This window comes from Nonomuraea spiralis (assembly GCF_014648435.1).
GTDB classification, from domain to species: Bacteria; Actinomycetota; Actinomycetes; order Streptosporangiales; family Streptosporangiaceae; genus Nonomuraea; species Nonomuraea spiralis.
Genome location: NZ_BMRC01000001.1, coordinates 284,273 through 299,810 on the forward strand (window position 1 = coordinate 284,273; position 15,538 = coordinate 299,810).

Here is a 15,538-nt window from a genome sequence, read left to right on the forward strand (position 1 = left end):
GCAGGTCAGCGCATGCTTCTGGCGTCGAGCGCCCGCAGCACCCGGGACACCACCTGAGGATCGGCACGCGGGTCGCGGCGGGCGTCCAGCACCGCCTGCCGGGCGGCCGACATCATCTCCTCCTGCACCCGCCGGACCAGCCGCGCCCGCCGCACCCGCTGCTCGAACGCCTCCCGCCGCTCGTCGTCGGCGGCCTCCGGGCTGATCCGCAACCCGAGGTCCACCATGCGCCTGCCCAGCAGCTCGACCACCTCCTCCGGCAGGTCCTCGGCCTCGTCGATCTCCCGCAGCCGCCTCTTGGCCGCGTGGGCCGCCCGGATCGCCAGCCGCTTCTCCAACTCCCGCTCGGCCGCCGTGTCGGCCTTGACGCCCAGCCGCGCCACCAGCCACGGCAACGTCAGCCCCTGCGCCACCAGCGTCACCAGGATGACCGCGAACGCGATGAACACGATCACCGGCCGCTGCGGGAACGGCTGCCCGTCATGGATCCGCAACGGGATGGCCAGCGCCAGCGCCACCGACGCCACGCCACGCATGCCCGCCCACCACATGACCACGGTCTCGCGCCAGGTCATCGGCACCTCGGTGTCCTCGCGCCGCCCCTTCTTGGCCACCCACGCCGCCGGCAGCAGCCACACCAGCCGTACGACCACGACGACGCCCACCACGGCGGCGCTCCACCACAACACCGTGCCGAGCCGCCCCTGCACCGTGCCGAACACGGTGTGCAGCTCCAGCCCGATCAGCCCGAACGCGATCCCCGTCACCAGCGTGTCCACCACCTGCCAGAACGTGGAGGAGGCGAACCTGCCGAACACGTCGTCGGCGTCCCACATGCGGTCACTGAGGTAGAACGCGGTCGTCAACACCGCCAGCACCCCCGACCCGCCCAGCTCGTCGGCCACCGCATAACTCACGAACGGCACCACCAGCGACAACCCCACCTGCAACGTCGCGTCGGCGAGCAACACCATCAGCTTCCCGGCCGCCCACCCCAGCGCGAACCCCGCCGCCACCGCCACCACCGCCGACAACACGAACTCGCCCAGCGCCCCCGGCCACGAGAACGCGCCCGTGACGACCGCCGCCACGGCCACGTGGTAGAGCACGATCGCGGTCACGTCGTTGAACAGCCCCTCGCCCTCCAGCAACGACACCATGCGCCGGGGCAGGCCCAGCCGCCCGGCCACCGCCGTGGCCGCCACCGGGTCGGGCGGCGCGACCAGCGCGCCCAGCGCCACCGCCGCCGCCAGCGGCAGACCCGGGACGAGCGCCTGCGCCGTGACCGCCACGGCCGCCGTCGTCACGAACACCAGCGCCACCGCCAGCAGGAAGATCGGCTGCCAGTTGGCCGCGAACTGCCGCCACGACGTACGCCGCGCCGCCGCGTACAACAACGGCGGCAACAGCAGCGGCAACACGACACCCGGCGGGATGTCCACGTTCGGCACGAACGGCAACACCGCCAGCACGATGCCGAGCAACGTCATCAGCACCGGCGCGGGCAACCCCAGCCGATCACCGAGCGGAACCGTGACCAGCGCGCCCAGCAGCACCAGCATGAGCAGCACGAACTGGTCCACGACGCCCCCCGATGATCGTCGTCACCCAGCGTAAGCGCAGCTCACCTCACCGGTCGAGCACGTGCAGGGTGTGCGGGCTCGTGCCCAGCGACACCGGCTCGGCCGCCGTACAGGCCACCACGTCGGCCACCCGCGCCCCGAACAGATCGGGCACGTAGATGGCCGGCTCCAGGCAGACCGCCATCCCCGGCGCGAACACCGCCTCCTCGCCCGCCCGCGGACCCTCGTCATGCCCCAGACCGACGCCCCGGCCCACGTGCAGAGCGGCGTAGTGGCCGTACCCGCTGGCGTCGATCACCTCGTTCACCGTCCTGGCCAGCTCGTCGAACGGGACCGAGGGCCGCAACGCCGCCAGAGCCGCGCGGTGGGCGGCCAGCACCACCGAGTACATCGCCTCGTAGTCCTCCGGCGGCTCGGCGACCGCGAACACCCGGCCCGCCTCGGCGCAGTAACCGTCCCAACGGCCGCACACCGACACCAGCAGCGCGTCCCCGGGATTGATCACGCGCTCGCCCGGCCGATGCTCGGGCCGCGCGGTGTTCTCGCCCGCCGACACACGCAACGAGATCACCTCCTCGCAGCCCGACTCCAGCGCCAGCAGCCGCAACCGGCGCGCCATCGCCCGCTCGCTCGCGCCGAACCAGGCCAGCTCACGCGCCTGCGCCAGCACCTCCTCCGCCGCCGCGACCGCCCGCCCGAGCGCCGACAACTCCGCCGGATCCTTACGCAGCCGCAACGGCGCCAGCACCGCCGAGGCGGGCACCAGCTCCGCCGCGATCGCCAGCCTGAACAACTCGCGCGCCCGCATCTCCGGATCCACCCCCACCCGCCGTGCGGAGGCGGGCACCAGCCCGGCCGGATCCCGGGTCTCGACGACCGAGTCGGCCGTCACCACGAGGAACACACCCTCCCCGTCCGCGTCGGCCAGGCCATCCCGGGAGGCACTGAGAAACCGGAAGTCCGGCGACGGCCGCAACACCAGCACGTCGATGCCCTCCCCGGCCATCGCCCGCCGCACGGCCGCCACCCGCGCGGCGTGGCGCCGGCTCACGCCGGCTCGTGCAGCCAGCAGGCGACCGGCCCGAAGTCCGGCTCCCTCTCGCGGCACACCTCCATCACCAGCGGACAACGCGGGTTGAACCGGCACCCGCCCGGCGGATTCGCCGGATCGGGCACGTCCCCGGCCAGCTCGGCCGGCAACACGCCCATCCCGTCCGGCTTGGGGATGGCCCCCAGCAACGCCCTCGTGTACGGATGCTTCGGATCGGCCCACACCTCGGCCGTGTCACCGATCTCGACGATCTTGCCCAGATACATCACGGCGATCCGGTCGGCGATCAGCCGCACCACCGACAGGTCGTGACTGATGAACAACAACCCGGCCCCGGAGTCCACCGCCAGATCACGCATCAGCCGCGCCACCTGCGCCTGAGCCGAGGCGTCCAGCGCCGAGATCGGCTCGTCGCCGATCAGCAGCCGCGGCCGCGCCGCCAGCGCCCTGGCGATCGCGATGCGCTGCCGCTGCCCGCCGGAGAACTCGTGCGGATGCCGTCCCGCGAACGCGCGCGGCAGGCCCACCCGCTCCAGCAGATCCGCGGGATCGGTACGGCTGTCGTTCGCGGTGCGCAGGCCGTCGGCGATCTGATCGCCCACCCGGCGCCGCGGGTTCAGCGACGCGTACGGATCCTGGAACACCATCTGGATGCCGGTCAGCTTCCTGCGGCGCAGCCCCAGCGGCGTCACCTGCTGCCCCTCGAACGCGATCGACCCGTGCGTCACCGGATTCAGGCCGCAGACCGCGCGCGCCAAGGTGGACTTGCCACACCCCGACTCGCCGACCAGCCCCACGACCTCACCCGCCCTCACGGACAGGCTCGCCCCCGCCACCGCCCGCACCACCGGACGCCCGGGGGAGCGGTGCTCGACGACCAGGTCCTCGATGTCCAGCATCAGCCCTCCACGTCCGAAGCAGAATCAGGCAGCGAGTCCAGCAGCGCGCGCGTGTAGGCGTGCTCGGGCTCGCGCAGCACCCGCCCGCGCGGCCCGGTCTCCACGACCAGGCCGTCCTTCATCACACTCACCTCGTCCGCGACCGCCGACATCACGCCCAGGTCGTGCGTGACCAGCAACACCGCCAGGCCCAGCTCGTCGCACAGCCCGCGCAGCAGCCGCAGCACACCCGCCTGAACGGTCACGTCCAGCGCCGTCGTCGGCTCGTCGGCGATCAGCACCTTCGGCGAGCAGGCCAGCGCGATCGCGATCGCGATGCGCTGCCGCATACCGCCGGAGAACTGGTGCGGGAAACGCCCGAACGCCTCCTCGGCGCCCGGGATGCGCACCTTGCCCAGCAGCTCGACCGCCCGCGCCTTCGCCTCGGCCTTGCCCAGGCCCAGGTGGTGCCGCATGTGCTCGGTGAGCTGCCGGCCGACCGTCAACATCGGATGCAGGCTGGTCGCCGGGTCCTGGAACACCATGGCGACCTCGCCGCCGCGTACCCGGTTGAGCTCCTTGGGCGGCAGCGTCAGCAGGTCCCGCTCACCGAGCCCGATCCGGCCCGAGACACGCGCGCCGTGCGGCAGCAGCCCCAGAACGGCCAAGCCCGTCATCGTCTTGCCCGACCCGCTCTCGCCGGCCAGGCCGTGCACCCGCCCCGCGGCCAGCTTCAGATCGACGCCGCGCAGGACCTCCTTGCCGCGGATCGACACCTTCAGACCGGTGATGTCCAGCGTCACAACGCACGCTCCTTGATCGCGCGGGCCGTCCGCGGGTCGAGCGCGTCCCGCAGCGTGTCGCCGAGGAAGTTGAACGCCAGCACCACGGTCAGGATCGCCAGGCCGGGGAACGTCGCCACCCACCAGCTGTCGAAGACCTCCACACCGGAGGCCACCATCGCACCCCACTCAGGGGACGGCGGCTTGGCCCCGAGGCCCAGGAACGACAACCCGGACAACAACAGCAGCGCCGTACCGATGTCGAGCGTGGCCAGCACCAGGATCGGGCCGGTCACGTTCGGCAGCACGTCCACCCGCAGCGAACGCCACACAGAAAAGCCCAGCAGCCGCCCGCTCAGCACGAACTCCCGCTCCCGCACCCCCAGCACCAGCCCGCGCGTGACGCGGGCATAGGCGGGCCAGGCCACGACCAGCACGGCCAGCACCGCGTTGCCCAGGCTCGCACCCAGCGCCGCGGCCACCACCATGGCCAGGATCACCGTCGGGAACGCGAACACCAGGTCGGCGAACCGCATGATCGTCTCGCCGACCCACTTGCCGAAGTACCCGGCACACGCCCCCAGCAGGCCGCCCACCAGCACCGACAGCGCGACCAGCAACAACGTCAGCGGGATCGACACCCGGGCGCCGTACATGATCCGGCTCAGGATGTCGCGCCCGAGCTGGTCGGTGCCGAACCAGTGGCCGGGCCCCGGAGGCGCCAGCCGCGGCAGGTCCTGCGCCAGCGGATCGTGCGGCGCCAGCCACGGCGCGGTCAGCGCGATCACCACCCAGGCCACGGCCAGAACGGCGCCCGCGACGGCCAGCGGCTGCCGCCACGCCTCGGGCAGCCTGCCCAGCAGCCCCTTGCCTCTCATTGCAGCCTCACTCGGGGATCGATGACGCCGTACAACACGTCCACGATCAGGTTGATGACCAGATAGACCACACCCACGACCAGGCCGACACCCATCACGGCGGGCAGGTCGAGGCTGGTGGCGCTCTTGTAGGCGTACTGGCCGACACCGGGCCAGGCGAAGATCGCCTCGACCAGGACGGTGCCCGACAGCAGGCTGCCGAAGGCCAGACCCGCCACGGTGATGATCGGCACCAACGCCGAACGCAACACGTACCTGAACAGGATCACCCGCCCCGGCAGCCCCTTGGCGCGAGCCGCACGCACGTAGTCCTGCCCCAGCACCTCCAGCACCGCCGAACGCGTGAAACGGGTCAGCAGGCCGATCGTGTACAGCGCCAGCACCAGCGCCGGCGTGATCAGATGCCCGACGGCGGAGGTGAAGATGTCCCACCGGCCCGCCAGCAGCGCGTCGACCGTCTGCAGCCCGGTCACCGCCGGAGCCGAACCGAGCGCCACGTCCACCCGGCCGCTGCCCGGCGTGATCTGCAGCCGGTAGAAGAACACGTAGAACGCCACCAGCGCCAGCCAGAACGTCGGCACCGAGATGCCGATCAGGCTCACCAGACGCAACGCGTGGTCGGCCAGCCGGTCCCTGCGCAGCGCGGCGACCACGCCGAAGGCCACACCCAGCACCAGCGAGATCAGGATCGCCGCCCCCGCCAGCTCCAGCGTCGCCGGGACGAACTCCGCCAGATCCTGACTGACCGGACGGTGGCTCTGCTGACTGGTGCCCAGGTCACCCTGGACCAAGCCCTGCAGATGGATCGCGTACTGCTGCCACAGCGGCTTGTCCAGGCCGTGCTCGGACCGCCACTGGGCCACGATCGCCGGGTCACCCAGCGCCCGCTGGCCCAGGTTGGCGGCCACCGGGTCACCGGGCACCAGGTTCGTCAGCACGAACGTCACGAGCGTGATGCCCCAGGCCAGCAACACCGCGATGAGGATACGCCGGACGAGGAAACGCGCCAGCGGAGGCACGCCCCGCCGCCGCGTCCCCGCGGCGGCCTCCTTGACCGGGGAGCCGGCGCCGGGGCGCGGCGGCGAACCCGCCGCGCCCGGGTTGTCGGACACCTGCCGGACTCCTTACTTCGCGCCGAGGTCGGCGACGTCCACGGTCCACACCGGGTGGTACTCAACGCCCGTCACCGACGCGGCCGACACGATGTTCTGGCTCGGCTGGATCAGCGGCACGAACGGCCCCGACGTGTTCAGCTTGGTCTGCAGGTCGGCGTACGCCGCCTTGCGCGCCTCGTCGCCGATCGCGGTCGCGGCCTTGTCAGCGGCGGCCTCGATCTCCTTGGCCGCGCCTTCCTTCCAGCCGGCCCGCAGGCCCACGGTCTTGCCCGGCGCGAACGCCAGGTAGTCGCTCGGGTCCGGGTAGTCCGGCCCCCAGTACCACAGGCCCATCTCCTCCTTGCCGTTACGGTAGTTGTCCAGCGCGGTCGTCACCGGCGCGGGCTGGAGATCCACCGTGATGCCGACCTCCTTGAGGTTGGCCTGGATCCGCTCGGCCAGCGGCTGGAACGACAGACCGTTGACGGTCAGCTCGCTCGGGTACTCCAGCTTGACGGTCGGGTTCGACACGCCACTGGCCGCCAGCGCCGCCTTGGCACCCTCGACGTCCCGCTTGGCCGCCTGCTCGGGCGGCAACGCGCCGAGCAGCTGCGACGGGATCACACCCGGCGCCTGGCCCGCGCCCTCACCGGCCAGCTCCAGCAGGCCCGCGTAGTCCACGCCCTTGCGCACGGCCTCGACGAACTTGGCGTTCGGCGTGGTCTTGCTGACGCCCGAGTCCTGGTTGGCCAGCAGGAAGATGACGTTCGCCGAGGCGGTCTTCTTCACCTGAAGGGTGGAGGGCATGTTCGTGACCTGGTCACCGGACAGGTTCAGCGCCACCTGGCTGTCACCACGCTGCACGTTGAGCTTCTGCGTGGCGGCCTCGACGTTGCGGATCACGACCTTGTCGTAGGCCGGCTTGGTGCCGTAGTACTTCGGGTTCGCCTTGAGCGTGACCTGGCTGCTCACGTTGAACGCCTCGATCGTGTACGGCCCCGACCCCGCCGAGGAGGAGTTCAGGTACTGCTCGGCCTTGTCCTGGGCGTCGGCCGTGGCGCCGTGCTCCTTGGCGACCTTGCTGTTCAGGATGCCGAGCGCCGGGTTCGGCAGGATGTACGGCAGCGCCGGGTTCGGCGCCTTCGACGTCAGCGTGATCGTCGAGTCGTCGGTCTTGGCCACCTCGACGCCGTCCAGCAGGAACGACGGGGTGCCCTTCATGTCACGCACGCGGTTCAGCGAGAACACCACGTCGTCGGCGGTGATCGGCGAGCCGTCGGCGAAGGTGGGGCCCTTCTTGAGCTTGAGCGTCAGCGTCTTGCCGTCCTCGCTCAGCTCGTAGGACTCGGCCAGCGCCGGGACCGGCTTGGTCACGTCGGAGCCGTCGAAGGTCAGCAGCGTCTCGTAGACGGCCTTGCCGACGATCAGTCCGGTGGGCTCGTAGGTGCGGCCCGGGTCGGCCGTCTTGAGGTCGAACGACGTGTCGATGACGAGCGTCTTCCCACCGCCACCGGAGGCCGCCGGGGTCTGCGAGGTGCCGCCGCTTCCGCAGGCGGCGAGGGCGAGCGCACCGGCGAGCAGCACTGCCGCCGTCTGCGAGCGGGTCGCCATGGGGTCCTCCAAATTGGACGTTCGGGAGAAGGTTGTCGAGGATTGTCCGGCAGAACGTCCAGGTCACGTGCGGTCCGCGAGACGTATATAAATGGTCGAGGTGTAATGATGAGTGAAATTTCCAGAAATGGTGCCAGCGGCGGCGGTCCGCCTGGACGGATCGGCATCGGCCTTGAGCTGGACGACGTCCATATGAAGATCCTTGAGATCCTGCGCGAGAACGGCAGGATCTCGGTCGCCGCCCTGGCCGAACGGGTGGGCATCTCCCGTGCGAACGCCTACACGCGCTTCGAGGCGCTGCGCGCCGACGGCGCGATCAAGCGCTTCACCGCCGAGATCGACCACGTGCGGGCCGGGCTCGGCATCACCGCGCTGATCTTCGTGACCGTACGCCAGCAGATGTGGAAGCAGTTCAGGGCCGAACTGGCCCGGATGCCCGAGGTCGAGTACTGCGCGATCACCACCGGCCAGCACGACGCCATGATCCAGGTACGGGTCTCCGACGTGGCCGCCGTGCACAGCATGGTGACCGACCGCCTGGCCAACATCCCGGCCGTCAAGGCGACCGAAACCGTGTTCATCCTGGACGAAGTGCTCAGACGGCCGTACGTGTTGCCGTCCGACCGCGACGCCTCCCGTCCCGTGCGGCGGATGCCGCAGGAGGCGCAGGGGGACGTACCGCTCGGCAAGATGCGCTTCGTCGGCGCCGCCGAGGGCCGCGCCGCCCTGCGCAAGGACGGCTAGAACACCCCCTGACCGGACCGCCGCCGCGACAGCCGACACCGGCTGTCGCGGACGGCTTGCCCTGGGCAGGCCGCGGGCGCTGCGTCAGGAGGCGGGCACTTCGGCGCACACGCTGACGTGCAGCGTGTCGTCGCCGTCGAACCTGAACTCCTCCACCAGACGCAGCAGCCCGTCCTCGCCCTGCTCGACGCGGCTGCTGCTCTGGCCGCCGGCCTTGCCGCCGGCCTTGAGCGCGTGCGCGTAGGAGATGGCGACGTCGGCGCCGTCCCGCGTGCCGACGAAGCGGCCGTGGGTCACGGTGTCGCCCGTGTAGCTGCCCCACACCACGCCGTCGGCCTCCCAGTACTGGAACTCCGTCGGGCTGTCGGGGTCCACCGCGCTCGCCGTCGAGCTCACCATCACGAATTTACGGCCGTTGAGATTCACGCCCTCCATAGTCACCATATTTCCGGATCATCACCGCCCGGCTGGACGTTTGGTCAGAACACCCGGTCATGATCAACGATCCGTCCAGCCACCACACAACCCACGCCCACACCACAAGCACGTTCTCGCCCGCCCCCCAACCCCGAGCCTCCGTGCCCCGCGCCGTCTTGGGCCGCCCCGCTCAAGGCCGGCTCCCCAAGGGTTCGCCGCCAGGAGGGCCGGAGCGGGCGGTACGGCGTCCCCATGGGGAGCGTCAAGGGCCGCGTTGCCAAGATCCTGTGGCGGCGAGGGTTCATGTCGCCATGCGATTTCGTCGTGCGATGTCGGCTGGGGCGTCCCGGTGCGGGGGTGGGCCCGACGGGTGGTGGCGCTGTTCGGGGGCCGCTGGGCTGCCGGGAATGAGTACGTCGTCCCCGTGTGACGGCTGATCGGGGTGGGTGGTCGCGGGAGGTTCGGGACTTTACTTTCCGGTAGCTGACGCCGGCATTGCTTAGTGTGATAGTCATGTAACACTGTGTATTCGAGAAGATTTGGGAGATCTTCATGCTGGCGTACACGCTCTCGATCGTGGCGGCCGTGGGCGTGGTGGCGCTCACCGCGCTGGTGTTCCGGCTCACGAAGAAGGGCAGCGAGGACGCCGAGCCCGACGGGGTCTCGGCCGGTCATGCCGGGTCGATGTTGTCGGCGCTGTTCCTGCTGGTGTTCGCGATCGCGATCATCGTGCCCTGGACCACCGCCGACGCCGCCCGGCAGAACGCCCAGGCCGAGAGCCAGGCGGCGATCGACGCCTACTGGGCCGCGGCCGACCTACCTGGCACGGCCCCGCAGACGGTCCGCACCGCGCTGCGCGACTACGTCACCTTCGTGGTCAGAGACGAGTGGCCGCTGATGTCCGACGGCCGGATGGACCCCGTGGGCGCCGCGCGGCTCGACGCCATGCGCAGCCGGGTGAGCGCCGTCGACGCCAAGACCGACGACGACAAGGACGCCCGCGACGCCGTGCTCGAACACGTCGCCGCGATCGCCACCGCCCGCTCCCAGCGTGCGATGGACGCCGCCGCGACCCCGCCCGACGGGCTGCTGTTCCTGACCGTGCTGACGGGCCTGCTGGTCGTCGTCTTCCCCTACCTGGCCGGTGCGCGTCCGCGCGGCCTGGCGATCCTGCCGCTGCTGGCGATGGCCGCGATGCTCGGTTTCGGCACCTACCTGACAATGGACATCGCCCACGCCTTCGCCGGGCCGCTGGCGGTCGGGCCGCAGGCGTTCCAGGGCGCGTTGCAGGAGTTCTCCCGCGTCGCCGGGGGAATGTGACCGTGGGCGTCAGGCGCGCGCCGCTGATGCTGGCCGCCGCTCTGCTCGCCGCGGGCGCGGCCGGCCCGGCGGTGGCCGACCGGATGCTTCCCGCTCCCACACCCGCGCACGTACGGCCGATCGCCAAGCCGAGGATCACGGTTCCCGGCGTGCCGGGAGGGGACGGCCGGCCGGGGCCGGTGGTGTCGGTGCCCGGCGTGCAGATCTGGGATGGGCCGAATCCGCGGGTGTCGGTGTCGATGCGGCCGGGCATGCGTCCGCCGCGGATCCGCGTTCCCGTGCCGCACGTGTCGATCGGCGCCGACTCGCTGTGCGTGGGCGGGCCGGGCGGCACCGTGCAGATGGGGGAGTGCCGCGTCCGTACGCCCCGTCCGACACCACGGCCGACACCGCGACCGACGCATCGGCCGGTGCCGCGCCCGACCCCGACCCCGATCCCGACCCGGCCCCATGCTCCGGCGCCGGTGCGGGCGGTGCCGGAGCCCGTCCGGCGGGTCACGCCGACACCCACCCCGACGCCCACGCCGACCGTCGCGGCACGCAGGAGGATCGCGCAGATCCAGGCGACGCCGCGGCGCAAGAACCCGCTCGGCACGGTTCTGATCATGGTGGTTCTGGTGACCACGATCGCCTCCACCACCGCGGTCGCGTTCAGGGCCCGCTGACGTGCGACAATGGCCGGCGTGTCCGACGTATCCGGGGTGTCTGGTGTGTCCGGCCATGGCGAGGTGCCGCTGATCGGCGGCGGGGTCAATCACGTGGTCCGGGCCGGCGCCACCGTACGCCGCCCGACCGGCCCCTGGACACCGGCCGTGCACGCGCTGCTCGGCCACCTGGCCGCCCGCGGTTTCACGGGTGCGCCGGCCGGCCACGGGATCGACAACCGGGGGCGGGAGGTGCTCGACTTCGTCCCCGGCGAGGTGCCCGGTGACCCGCCGCCGTCCTACGTGCGTACCGACGAGACCCTCGGGGCCGTCGCCAGGCTGCTGCGCGCCTACCACGACGCCACCGAGGGCTTCCCCCTCGCGGCCGCGACCACCTGGTACTTCCCGCCGCGCGACCCGGCCGAGGTGATCTGCCACGGGGACGTCGCGCCGTACAACTGCGTGTTCCGCGACGGGCGGCCGGTGGCTCTCATCGACTTCGACACCGCCCATCCAGGACCGCGTCTGTGGGACGTGGCCTATGCCGCCTACCGGTTCGTCCCGTTGAGCGATCCCCGGCACGAAGGGGCCGGTCCGGTGGGGGAGCAGGCCCGCAGGCTGCGGTTGTTCGCCGACGCCTACGGCCTCGCCGCGCACGACCGGCCGGCGCTGCCCGCCACCGCCGCCGACCGCCTGGAGCATCTCGTACGGCACATGCACGAACGGGCGGCGGCGGGCGACCGCGCCTTCGCCGGGCACATCGCCCGAGGGGACGACGTGTTGTACGGCGTCGACCGCGAGCACGTCCTGCGCCACCGCGCCCGCTTCGCCGAGGCGCTGACCGGTTCGCCCCCTGGTATCGACGAACGGGAAGAGTAGGCCCGGGGCGGCGGTTTCACCTGATCGTGGAGACGACCGAGGTTGTGGTGATCGGGGCCGGGCAGGCGGGGCTGTCCAGCGCGTACTTCCTGCGGCGGTTCGGGATCGAGCCGCTGGTGCTGGACGCGGCGCGCGGGCCGGGCGGGGCGTGGCGGCACCGGTCGCCGTCGCTGACCATGGACAAGGTGCACGGCATCTTCGACCTGCCGGGCGCGCCGGACGGGGTGGAGGTGGCCGGTGACCGGCCGGCGGCGGAGGTCGTCCCGGAGTACTACGGGGGTTACGAGCGGCGGGTGGGGCTGGAGGTCCTGCGGCCGGTCAAGGTCGGGTCCGTACGGGAGGGCGACGGCGGTCGGCTGGTCGTGACGTCCGACGCGGGGGAGTGGGCGGCCAGGGCCGTGGTCAACGCGACCGGCACCTGGACGCGGCCGTACTGGCCCTACTACCCGGGGGCCCCGGACTTCCTGGGCGAGCAGCTGCACTACGCGGGCTATCGCGGGCCGGAGGCGTTCGCGGGCCGGCGGGTGGTCGTGGTCGGCGGCGGGGCCTCGGCGATGCACGTGCTGTCGGAGCTGGCGGGCGTCGCCGCCGCCACCACCTGGGTGACCCGCCGTCCGCCGGTCTTCCGGGACGACGACTTCGGCGAGGACGCCAGGCGGGAGGCCGTGGCCATGGTGGAGGCCCGGGTACGGGCCGGGCTGCCGCCGCAGAGCGTGGTCAGCGTCACCGGGCTCGGTTACAGCCTCGTCGTACGGCAGGCCATGGCGAAGGGGGCGTTGGAGCGGCTGCCGATGTTCCGGGGGCTGACGGCGTACGGCGTGGAGTGGGCGGATGGGCGGCGGGTCGCGGCGGACACGATCGTGTGGGCCACCGGGTTCCGGTCGGCGCTCGACCACCTCGCGCCGCTGCGCCTGCGGGAGCCGGGCGGTGGCATCAAGGTGGACGGCACGCGGGTGCTCAAGGAGCCGCGCCTGCAACTCGTCGGCTACGGGCCCTCGGCCAGCACGGTCGGCGCCAACCGCGCGGGCCGCGCCGCCGCCCGCGACGTCCGCGCCCTCCTGCGTCCACGCCCGGCCGTCCCGGCGGCCTGACCGCCCCTCGGGCCGTGGAGGGGGGTCAGTGTTCGGCGACGCCGAAGGCGGTCCAGCCGAGGTCGGGGAAGCCGGCCGCCTTGGCGACGGCGGCCGAGGCGGTGTTGCTGACCGCGTGCATGTACGTCGGCACCGCCCCCTCGTCCAGCACCCGCCGGGCCGCCTGCGCCACCAGCCGCCTGGCCAGCCCGCGCCCCCTGGCCTCGGGGGCCGTCACCACCGACAGCTCCCGCCCGTACCGGTCGTGCCGCTTGATGCCCACCCCGGCCAGGTGCTCGCGGGTCTCGGGGTCCACGGCCACCAGCACCTCGCCGCCGAACACGCGCAGCCACTCGGGTACGCCGTCGTCCGTCGCGGGCACCCACTCCCCGGCGTCGGCCAGCGGCGCGGGCTCGGTGGTCCAGCGGTAGACGGCCTCGAACCAGCCGCGATCCCCGAATCCGATCAGTGCCGGGATCTCGCGGACCGTCTCGACGGCCTTCACCCGGGCGACGTGCTCGGGCGGCACCGACAACACCGCACCCTCCGGTGTGCCGACTCCCAGCGCGGGGTGGACGCGTCCGTCCCAGCCGGGCTGCGTACGTCGGGGCGAGCCTGTGACGTCGAGGTTTCCCGTGGGCGGCCAGGCCCCGAGCCATTCGCGCAGATGATCGGTGAGAGCCACGGACCTACTATAGGAAGTAGGAAAAATACCGATTGAGGCAGGGGTCCGGTTACTCCGGCGAAGGGGCTCGACACGGGGTGTGACATTCGGCTAGCGTCCTGACATAAGGATCTTTATCCGGTCAGGAGGGCCCGACATGGCTGTTCCCGGTTACACGGAGATCCGGGAACTGGGTCACGGAGGGACCGGGCGGGTCATGCTCGCCGTACGCGACTCCGACGCCTTGCCGGTCGCGATCAAGCACCTGTCCGAGCCTCTGCGCGAGGACGCCGAGTTCGTCGCCCGCTTCCGTGCCGAGGCCGGGGTCATCGGCGAGATCGACAGCCCCCACACCGCCCGCCTGCTGGACTACGTCGAGGCCGGGGGCACGGCCGCCATCGTGATGGAGCTGGTCGACGGCGTCACGCTGCGCCGCCTGATCGCCCAGGAGGGCGGCACCGGCGTCGAGGCGGCGCTCGCCGTGCTGAAGGGGGCGCTGCTCGGCCTCGCCGAGGCGCACCGGCGCGGCGTGGTCCACCGCGACTTCAAGCCCGAGAACGTGATCATCACCACGGACGGCGACAGCAAGCTGGTCGACTTCGGCGTGGCGGCCCGCTTCGGGGAGACCGGCGCGCTGGCCGGCACCCCCTCCTACATGGCCCCCGAGCAGTGGGACGACGCCCCGGCCGGCCCGGCCTCCGACGTGTACGCCGCCGCCGTGGTGTTCTTCGAATGCCTCACCGGCCGCCGCCCCTTCACCGCCGCGAACCTGGCCGCCCTGGCCTTCCAGCACCAGCACATGCCGCCCCCGCTGGAACAGGTGGACGGGCGGCTGCGCGGGCTGGTCGAGCACGGCCTGGCCAAGGATCCGGCCCACCGGCCCGCCTCGGCCGAGGCGTTCCTGGCCGAGCTGGAGGAGGTCGCGCGCAGGACGTACGGCGCGGGGTGGGAGCTGCGCGGGCGGTCGGGGCTCGCCGTGCTGACGTTGCCGTTCACCGCGCTGCTGCCGTCGGCCGGGAGCGGCGTGGAGAGCGTGGCGGAGAGCGGCGCCGGGACGGCCACGAGCGTGGTGCGCAGCTCGTTCGGGCCGCCGGCCAGGCTCGCGGTGACCGGCGGCCTGGTGCTGGCGACCGCGGCGGCGGTGGCGTCGACGTTCGTGATCTGGAGCGGGTCGCCCTCGCCCGACAGCGGCACGGCGCTGCCGCCCGTGGTGGCGGAGGGCACCTCGCTCACGACGGCGCCCGCCTCGCCGGAGCCGGTGACCCCGGTGCCGAGCGGGTCGGGGACGGTCTCGCCGCCGTACACCGCCGGGCCCAGCGGGTACCCGACCGCGCCGCCCGCGTCGTCCGCGCCGCCTTCCACACAGCCCCCGGCCCAGCCTTCCACGCAGCCCGCCACGGCGCCGCCGTCCACGACGCGGCCGGGCACCCGGCCGCCGCGGCCGACCGGCGGGCCGCCCGCCTCCGAGGCGCCGCCCACGCGGTCGTCGCCGCCGTCCGCCCGGCCGCCGGCGAAGCCTCCGGCCACCCGCCCGGCCGATGACCCGCCCGCGACCCGGCCACCCGCCACGAGCGCCCCGCCCACCGGCGCGCCGGCCACGAGCGCCCCGGCCACGAAGCCGCCCGCCACGCCGCCGCCCGCCAAGACCCACAAGCCGCTCCTGTCGGTCTCGCTCGGGGTGTCGCTCGGCGGCTCGCTGCTCGGCCGCGACGGCGGCGGGCTGCTGGACGCCGACATCGACCTGGGACTCGGATCCAGCCTGCTGGGCATACTCGCAGTGCCCGGATCGGCGCTGCTGGGCGGGCGTCTCGCAGTCAGAAGAGCGCGAAAATCCCGTCATCGGGAAAAGTCATGAGTTGCGTACGCGGACGCTTGATCCCCTACTATCAGCGTCGGAAAGAGGGCGTCCCCGGGCCTGATTAG

At 72.4% G+C, this 15,538-nt stretch carries 16 protein-coding genes; 6 read left to right on the forward strand and 10 right to left on the reverse strand.

Annotated features, from left to right (window positions below; translation table 11 throughout):
* Positions 1 to 5 precede the first annotated feature (5 nt).
* The 8 genes from IEZ27_RS01275 to IEZ27_RS54845 all read right to left on the reverse strand — a co-directional run bounded on the left by IEZ27_RS01275 (position 6) and on the right by IEZ27_RS54845 (position 8,069).
* Positions 6 to 1,583 carry a Na+/H+ antiporter gene (locus tag IEZ27_RS01275; RefSeq protein WP_189645484.1) on the reverse strand — a complete coding sequence of 526 codons (1,578 nt, stop codon included), beginning with the start codon at positions 1,581 to 1,583 and terminating at the stop codon, positions 6 to 8.
* Positions 1,584 to 1,629: 46 nt separating this feature from the next.
* A complete protein-coding gene (locus IEZ27_RS01280; RefSeq protein WP_229823051.1) occupies positions 1,630 to 2,634 on the reverse strand; it encodes a M24 family metallopeptidase in 1,005 nt (334 codons plus the stop codon).
* Entirely contained in the window at positions 2,631 to 3,533 is a 903-nt protein-coding gene (locus IEZ27_RS01285) for an ABC transporter ATP-binding protein (RefSeq protein ID WP_125637567.1), read from the reverse strand. The genes IEZ27_RS01280 and IEZ27_RS01285 overlap by 4 nt, the downstream gene beginning before the upstream one ends.
* Positions 3,533 to 4,315 carry an ABC transporter ATP-binding protein gene (locus tag IEZ27_RS01290; RefSeq protein ID WP_189645485.1) on the reverse strand — a complete coding sequence of 261 codons (783 nt, stop codon included), beginning with the start codon at positions 4,313 to 4,315 and terminating at the stop codon, positions 3,533 to 3,535. The genes IEZ27_RS01285 and IEZ27_RS01290 overlap by 1 nt, the downstream gene beginning before the upstream one ends.
* The gene (locus tag IEZ27_RS01295; protein ID WP_189645486.1) at positions 4,312 to 5,172 is read right to left on the reverse strand and encodes an ABC transporter permease; all 861 of its coding nucleotides are present in this window, start codon (positions 5,170 to 5,172) and stop codon (positions 4,312 to 4,314) included. The genes IEZ27_RS01290 and IEZ27_RS01295 overlap by 4 nt, the downstream gene beginning before the upstream one ends.
* Positions 5,169 to 6,284, reverse strand: a complete 1,116-nt coding sequence (locus IEZ27_RS01300; protein WP_229823052.1) for an ABC transporter permease — start codon at positions 6,282 to 6,284, stop codon at positions 5,169 to 5,171. Before IEZ27_RS01300 ends, IEZ27_RS01295 begins: the two co-directional genes overlap by 4 nt.
* Positions 6,285 to 6,296: 12 nt before the next feature.
* Entirely contained in the window at positions 6,297 to 7,877 is a 1,581-nt protein-coding gene (locus IEZ27_RS01305; protein WP_189645487.1) for an ABC transporter substrate-binding protein, read from the reverse strand.
* Positions 7,878 to 7,940: 63 nt separating this feature from the next.
* A complete protein-coding gene (locus IEZ27_RS54845) occupies positions 7,941 to 8,069 on the reverse strand; it encodes a hypothetical protein (RefSeq protein WP_268246029.1) in 129 nt (42 codons plus the stop codon).
* Between IEZ27_RS54845 and IEZ27_RS01310 the strand changes: the two genes are divergently transcribed.
* On the forward strand, positions 8,070 to 8,621 hold the full coding sequence (locus IEZ27_RS01310) for an Lrp/AsnC family transcriptional regulator (protein ID WP_229823053.1): 552 nt from the start codon (positions 8,070 to 8,072) through the stop codon (positions 8,619 to 8,621).
* Positions 8,622 to 8,705: 84 nt separating this feature from the next.
* Here the strand turns inward: IEZ27_RS01310 and IEZ27_RS01315 are convergent, their stop codons facing one another.
* A complete protein-coding gene (locus IEZ27_RS01315) occupies positions 8,706 to 9,056 on the reverse strand; it encodes a hypothetical protein (protein ID WP_229823054.1) in 351 nt (116 codons plus the stop codon).
* 534 nt (positions 9,057 to 9,590) lie between these two features.
* Between IEZ27_RS01315 and IEZ27_RS01320 the strand changes: the two genes are divergently transcribed.
* The 4 genes from IEZ27_RS01320 to IEZ27_RS01335 are packed head-to-tail and all read left to right on the forward strand — an operon-like array spanning position 9,591 to position 12,972.
* The gene (locus IEZ27_RS01320) at positions 9,591 to 10,358 is read left to right on the forward strand and encodes a bestrophin-like domain (protein ID WP_189645489.1); all 768 of its coding nucleotides are present in this window, start codon (positions 9,591 to 9,593) and stop codon (positions 10,356 to 10,358) included.
* Positions 10,359 to 10,360: 2 nt separating this feature from the next.
* Complete coding sequence (locus IEZ27_RS01325; protein ID WP_189645490.1) at positions 10,361 to 11,023, forward strand: hypothetical protein; 663 nt, start codon at positions 10,361 to 10,363, stop codon at positions 11,021 to 11,023.
* Positions 11,024 to 11,041: 18 nt separating this feature from the next.
* A complete protein-coding gene (locus tag IEZ27_RS01330) occupies positions 11,042 to 11,881 on the forward strand; it encodes a phosphotransferase enzyme family protein (RefSeq protein ID WP_229823055.1) in 840 nt (279 codons plus the stop codon).
* Between the two features lie 26 nt (positions 11,882 to 11,907).
* Positions 11,908 to 12,972, forward strand: a complete 1,065-nt coding sequence (locus tag IEZ27_RS01335) for an NAD(P)-binding domain-containing protein (RefSeq protein WP_189645492.1) — start codon at positions 11,908 to 11,910, stop codon at positions 12,970 to 12,972.
* Positions 12,973 to 12,997: 25 nt separating this feature from the next.
* Here IEZ27_RS01335 and IEZ27_RS01340 read toward each other — a convergent pair whose 3' ends face one another.
* On the reverse strand, positions 12,998 to 13,636 hold the full coding sequence (locus tag IEZ27_RS01340; protein WP_189645493.1) for a GNAT family N-acetyltransferase: 639 nt from the start codon (positions 13,634 to 13,636) through the stop codon (positions 12,998 to 13,000).
* A gap of 136 nt (positions 13,637 to 13,772) precedes the next feature.
* Between IEZ27_RS01340 and IEZ27_RS01345 the strand changes: the two genes are divergently transcribed.
* Positions 13,773 to 15,470 carry a serine/threonine-protein kinase gene (locus tag IEZ27_RS01345; protein ID WP_189645494.1) on the forward strand — a complete coding sequence of 566 codons (1,698 nt, stop codon included), beginning with the start codon at positions 13,773 to 13,775 and terminating at the stop codon, positions 15,468 to 15,470.
* Positions 15,471 to 15,538: the final 68 nt, after the last annotated feature.

Coding starts and splice junctions, on each gene's coding strand:
- IEZ27_RS01285 (WP_125637567.1), bottom strand. CDS start 3,533: ATGCTGGACATCGAGGACCTGGTCGTCGAGCACCGCTCCCCCGGGCGT.
- IEZ27_RS01295 (WP_189645486.1), bottom strand. CDS start 5,172: ATGAGAGGCAAGGGGCTGCTGGGCAGGCTGCCCGAGGCGTGGCGGCAG.
- IEZ27_RS01305 (WP_189645487.1), bottom strand. CDS start 7,877: ATGGCGACCCGCTCGCAGACGGCGGCAGTGCTGCTCGCCGGTGCGCTC.
- IEZ27_RS54845 (WP_268246029.1), bottom strand. CDS start 8,069: ATGGACGTCGTCCAGCTCAAGGCCGATGCCGATCCGTCCAGGCGGACC.
- IEZ27_RS01310 (WP_229823053.1), top strand. CDS start 8,070: ATGAAGATCCTTGAGATCCTGCGCGAGAACGGCAGGATCTCGGTCGCC.
- IEZ27_RS01315 (WP_229823054.1), bottom strand. CDS start 9,056: ATGGAGGGCGTGAATCTCAACGGCCGTAAATTCGTGATGGTGAGCTCG.
- IEZ27_RS01320 (WP_189645489.1), top strand. CDS start 9,591: ATGCTGGCGTACACGCTCTCGATCGTGGCGGCCGTGGGCGTGGTGGCG.
- IEZ27_RS01345 (WP_189645494.1), top strand. CDS start 13,773: ATGGCTGTTCCCGGTTACACGGAGATCCGGGAACTGGGTCACGGAGGG.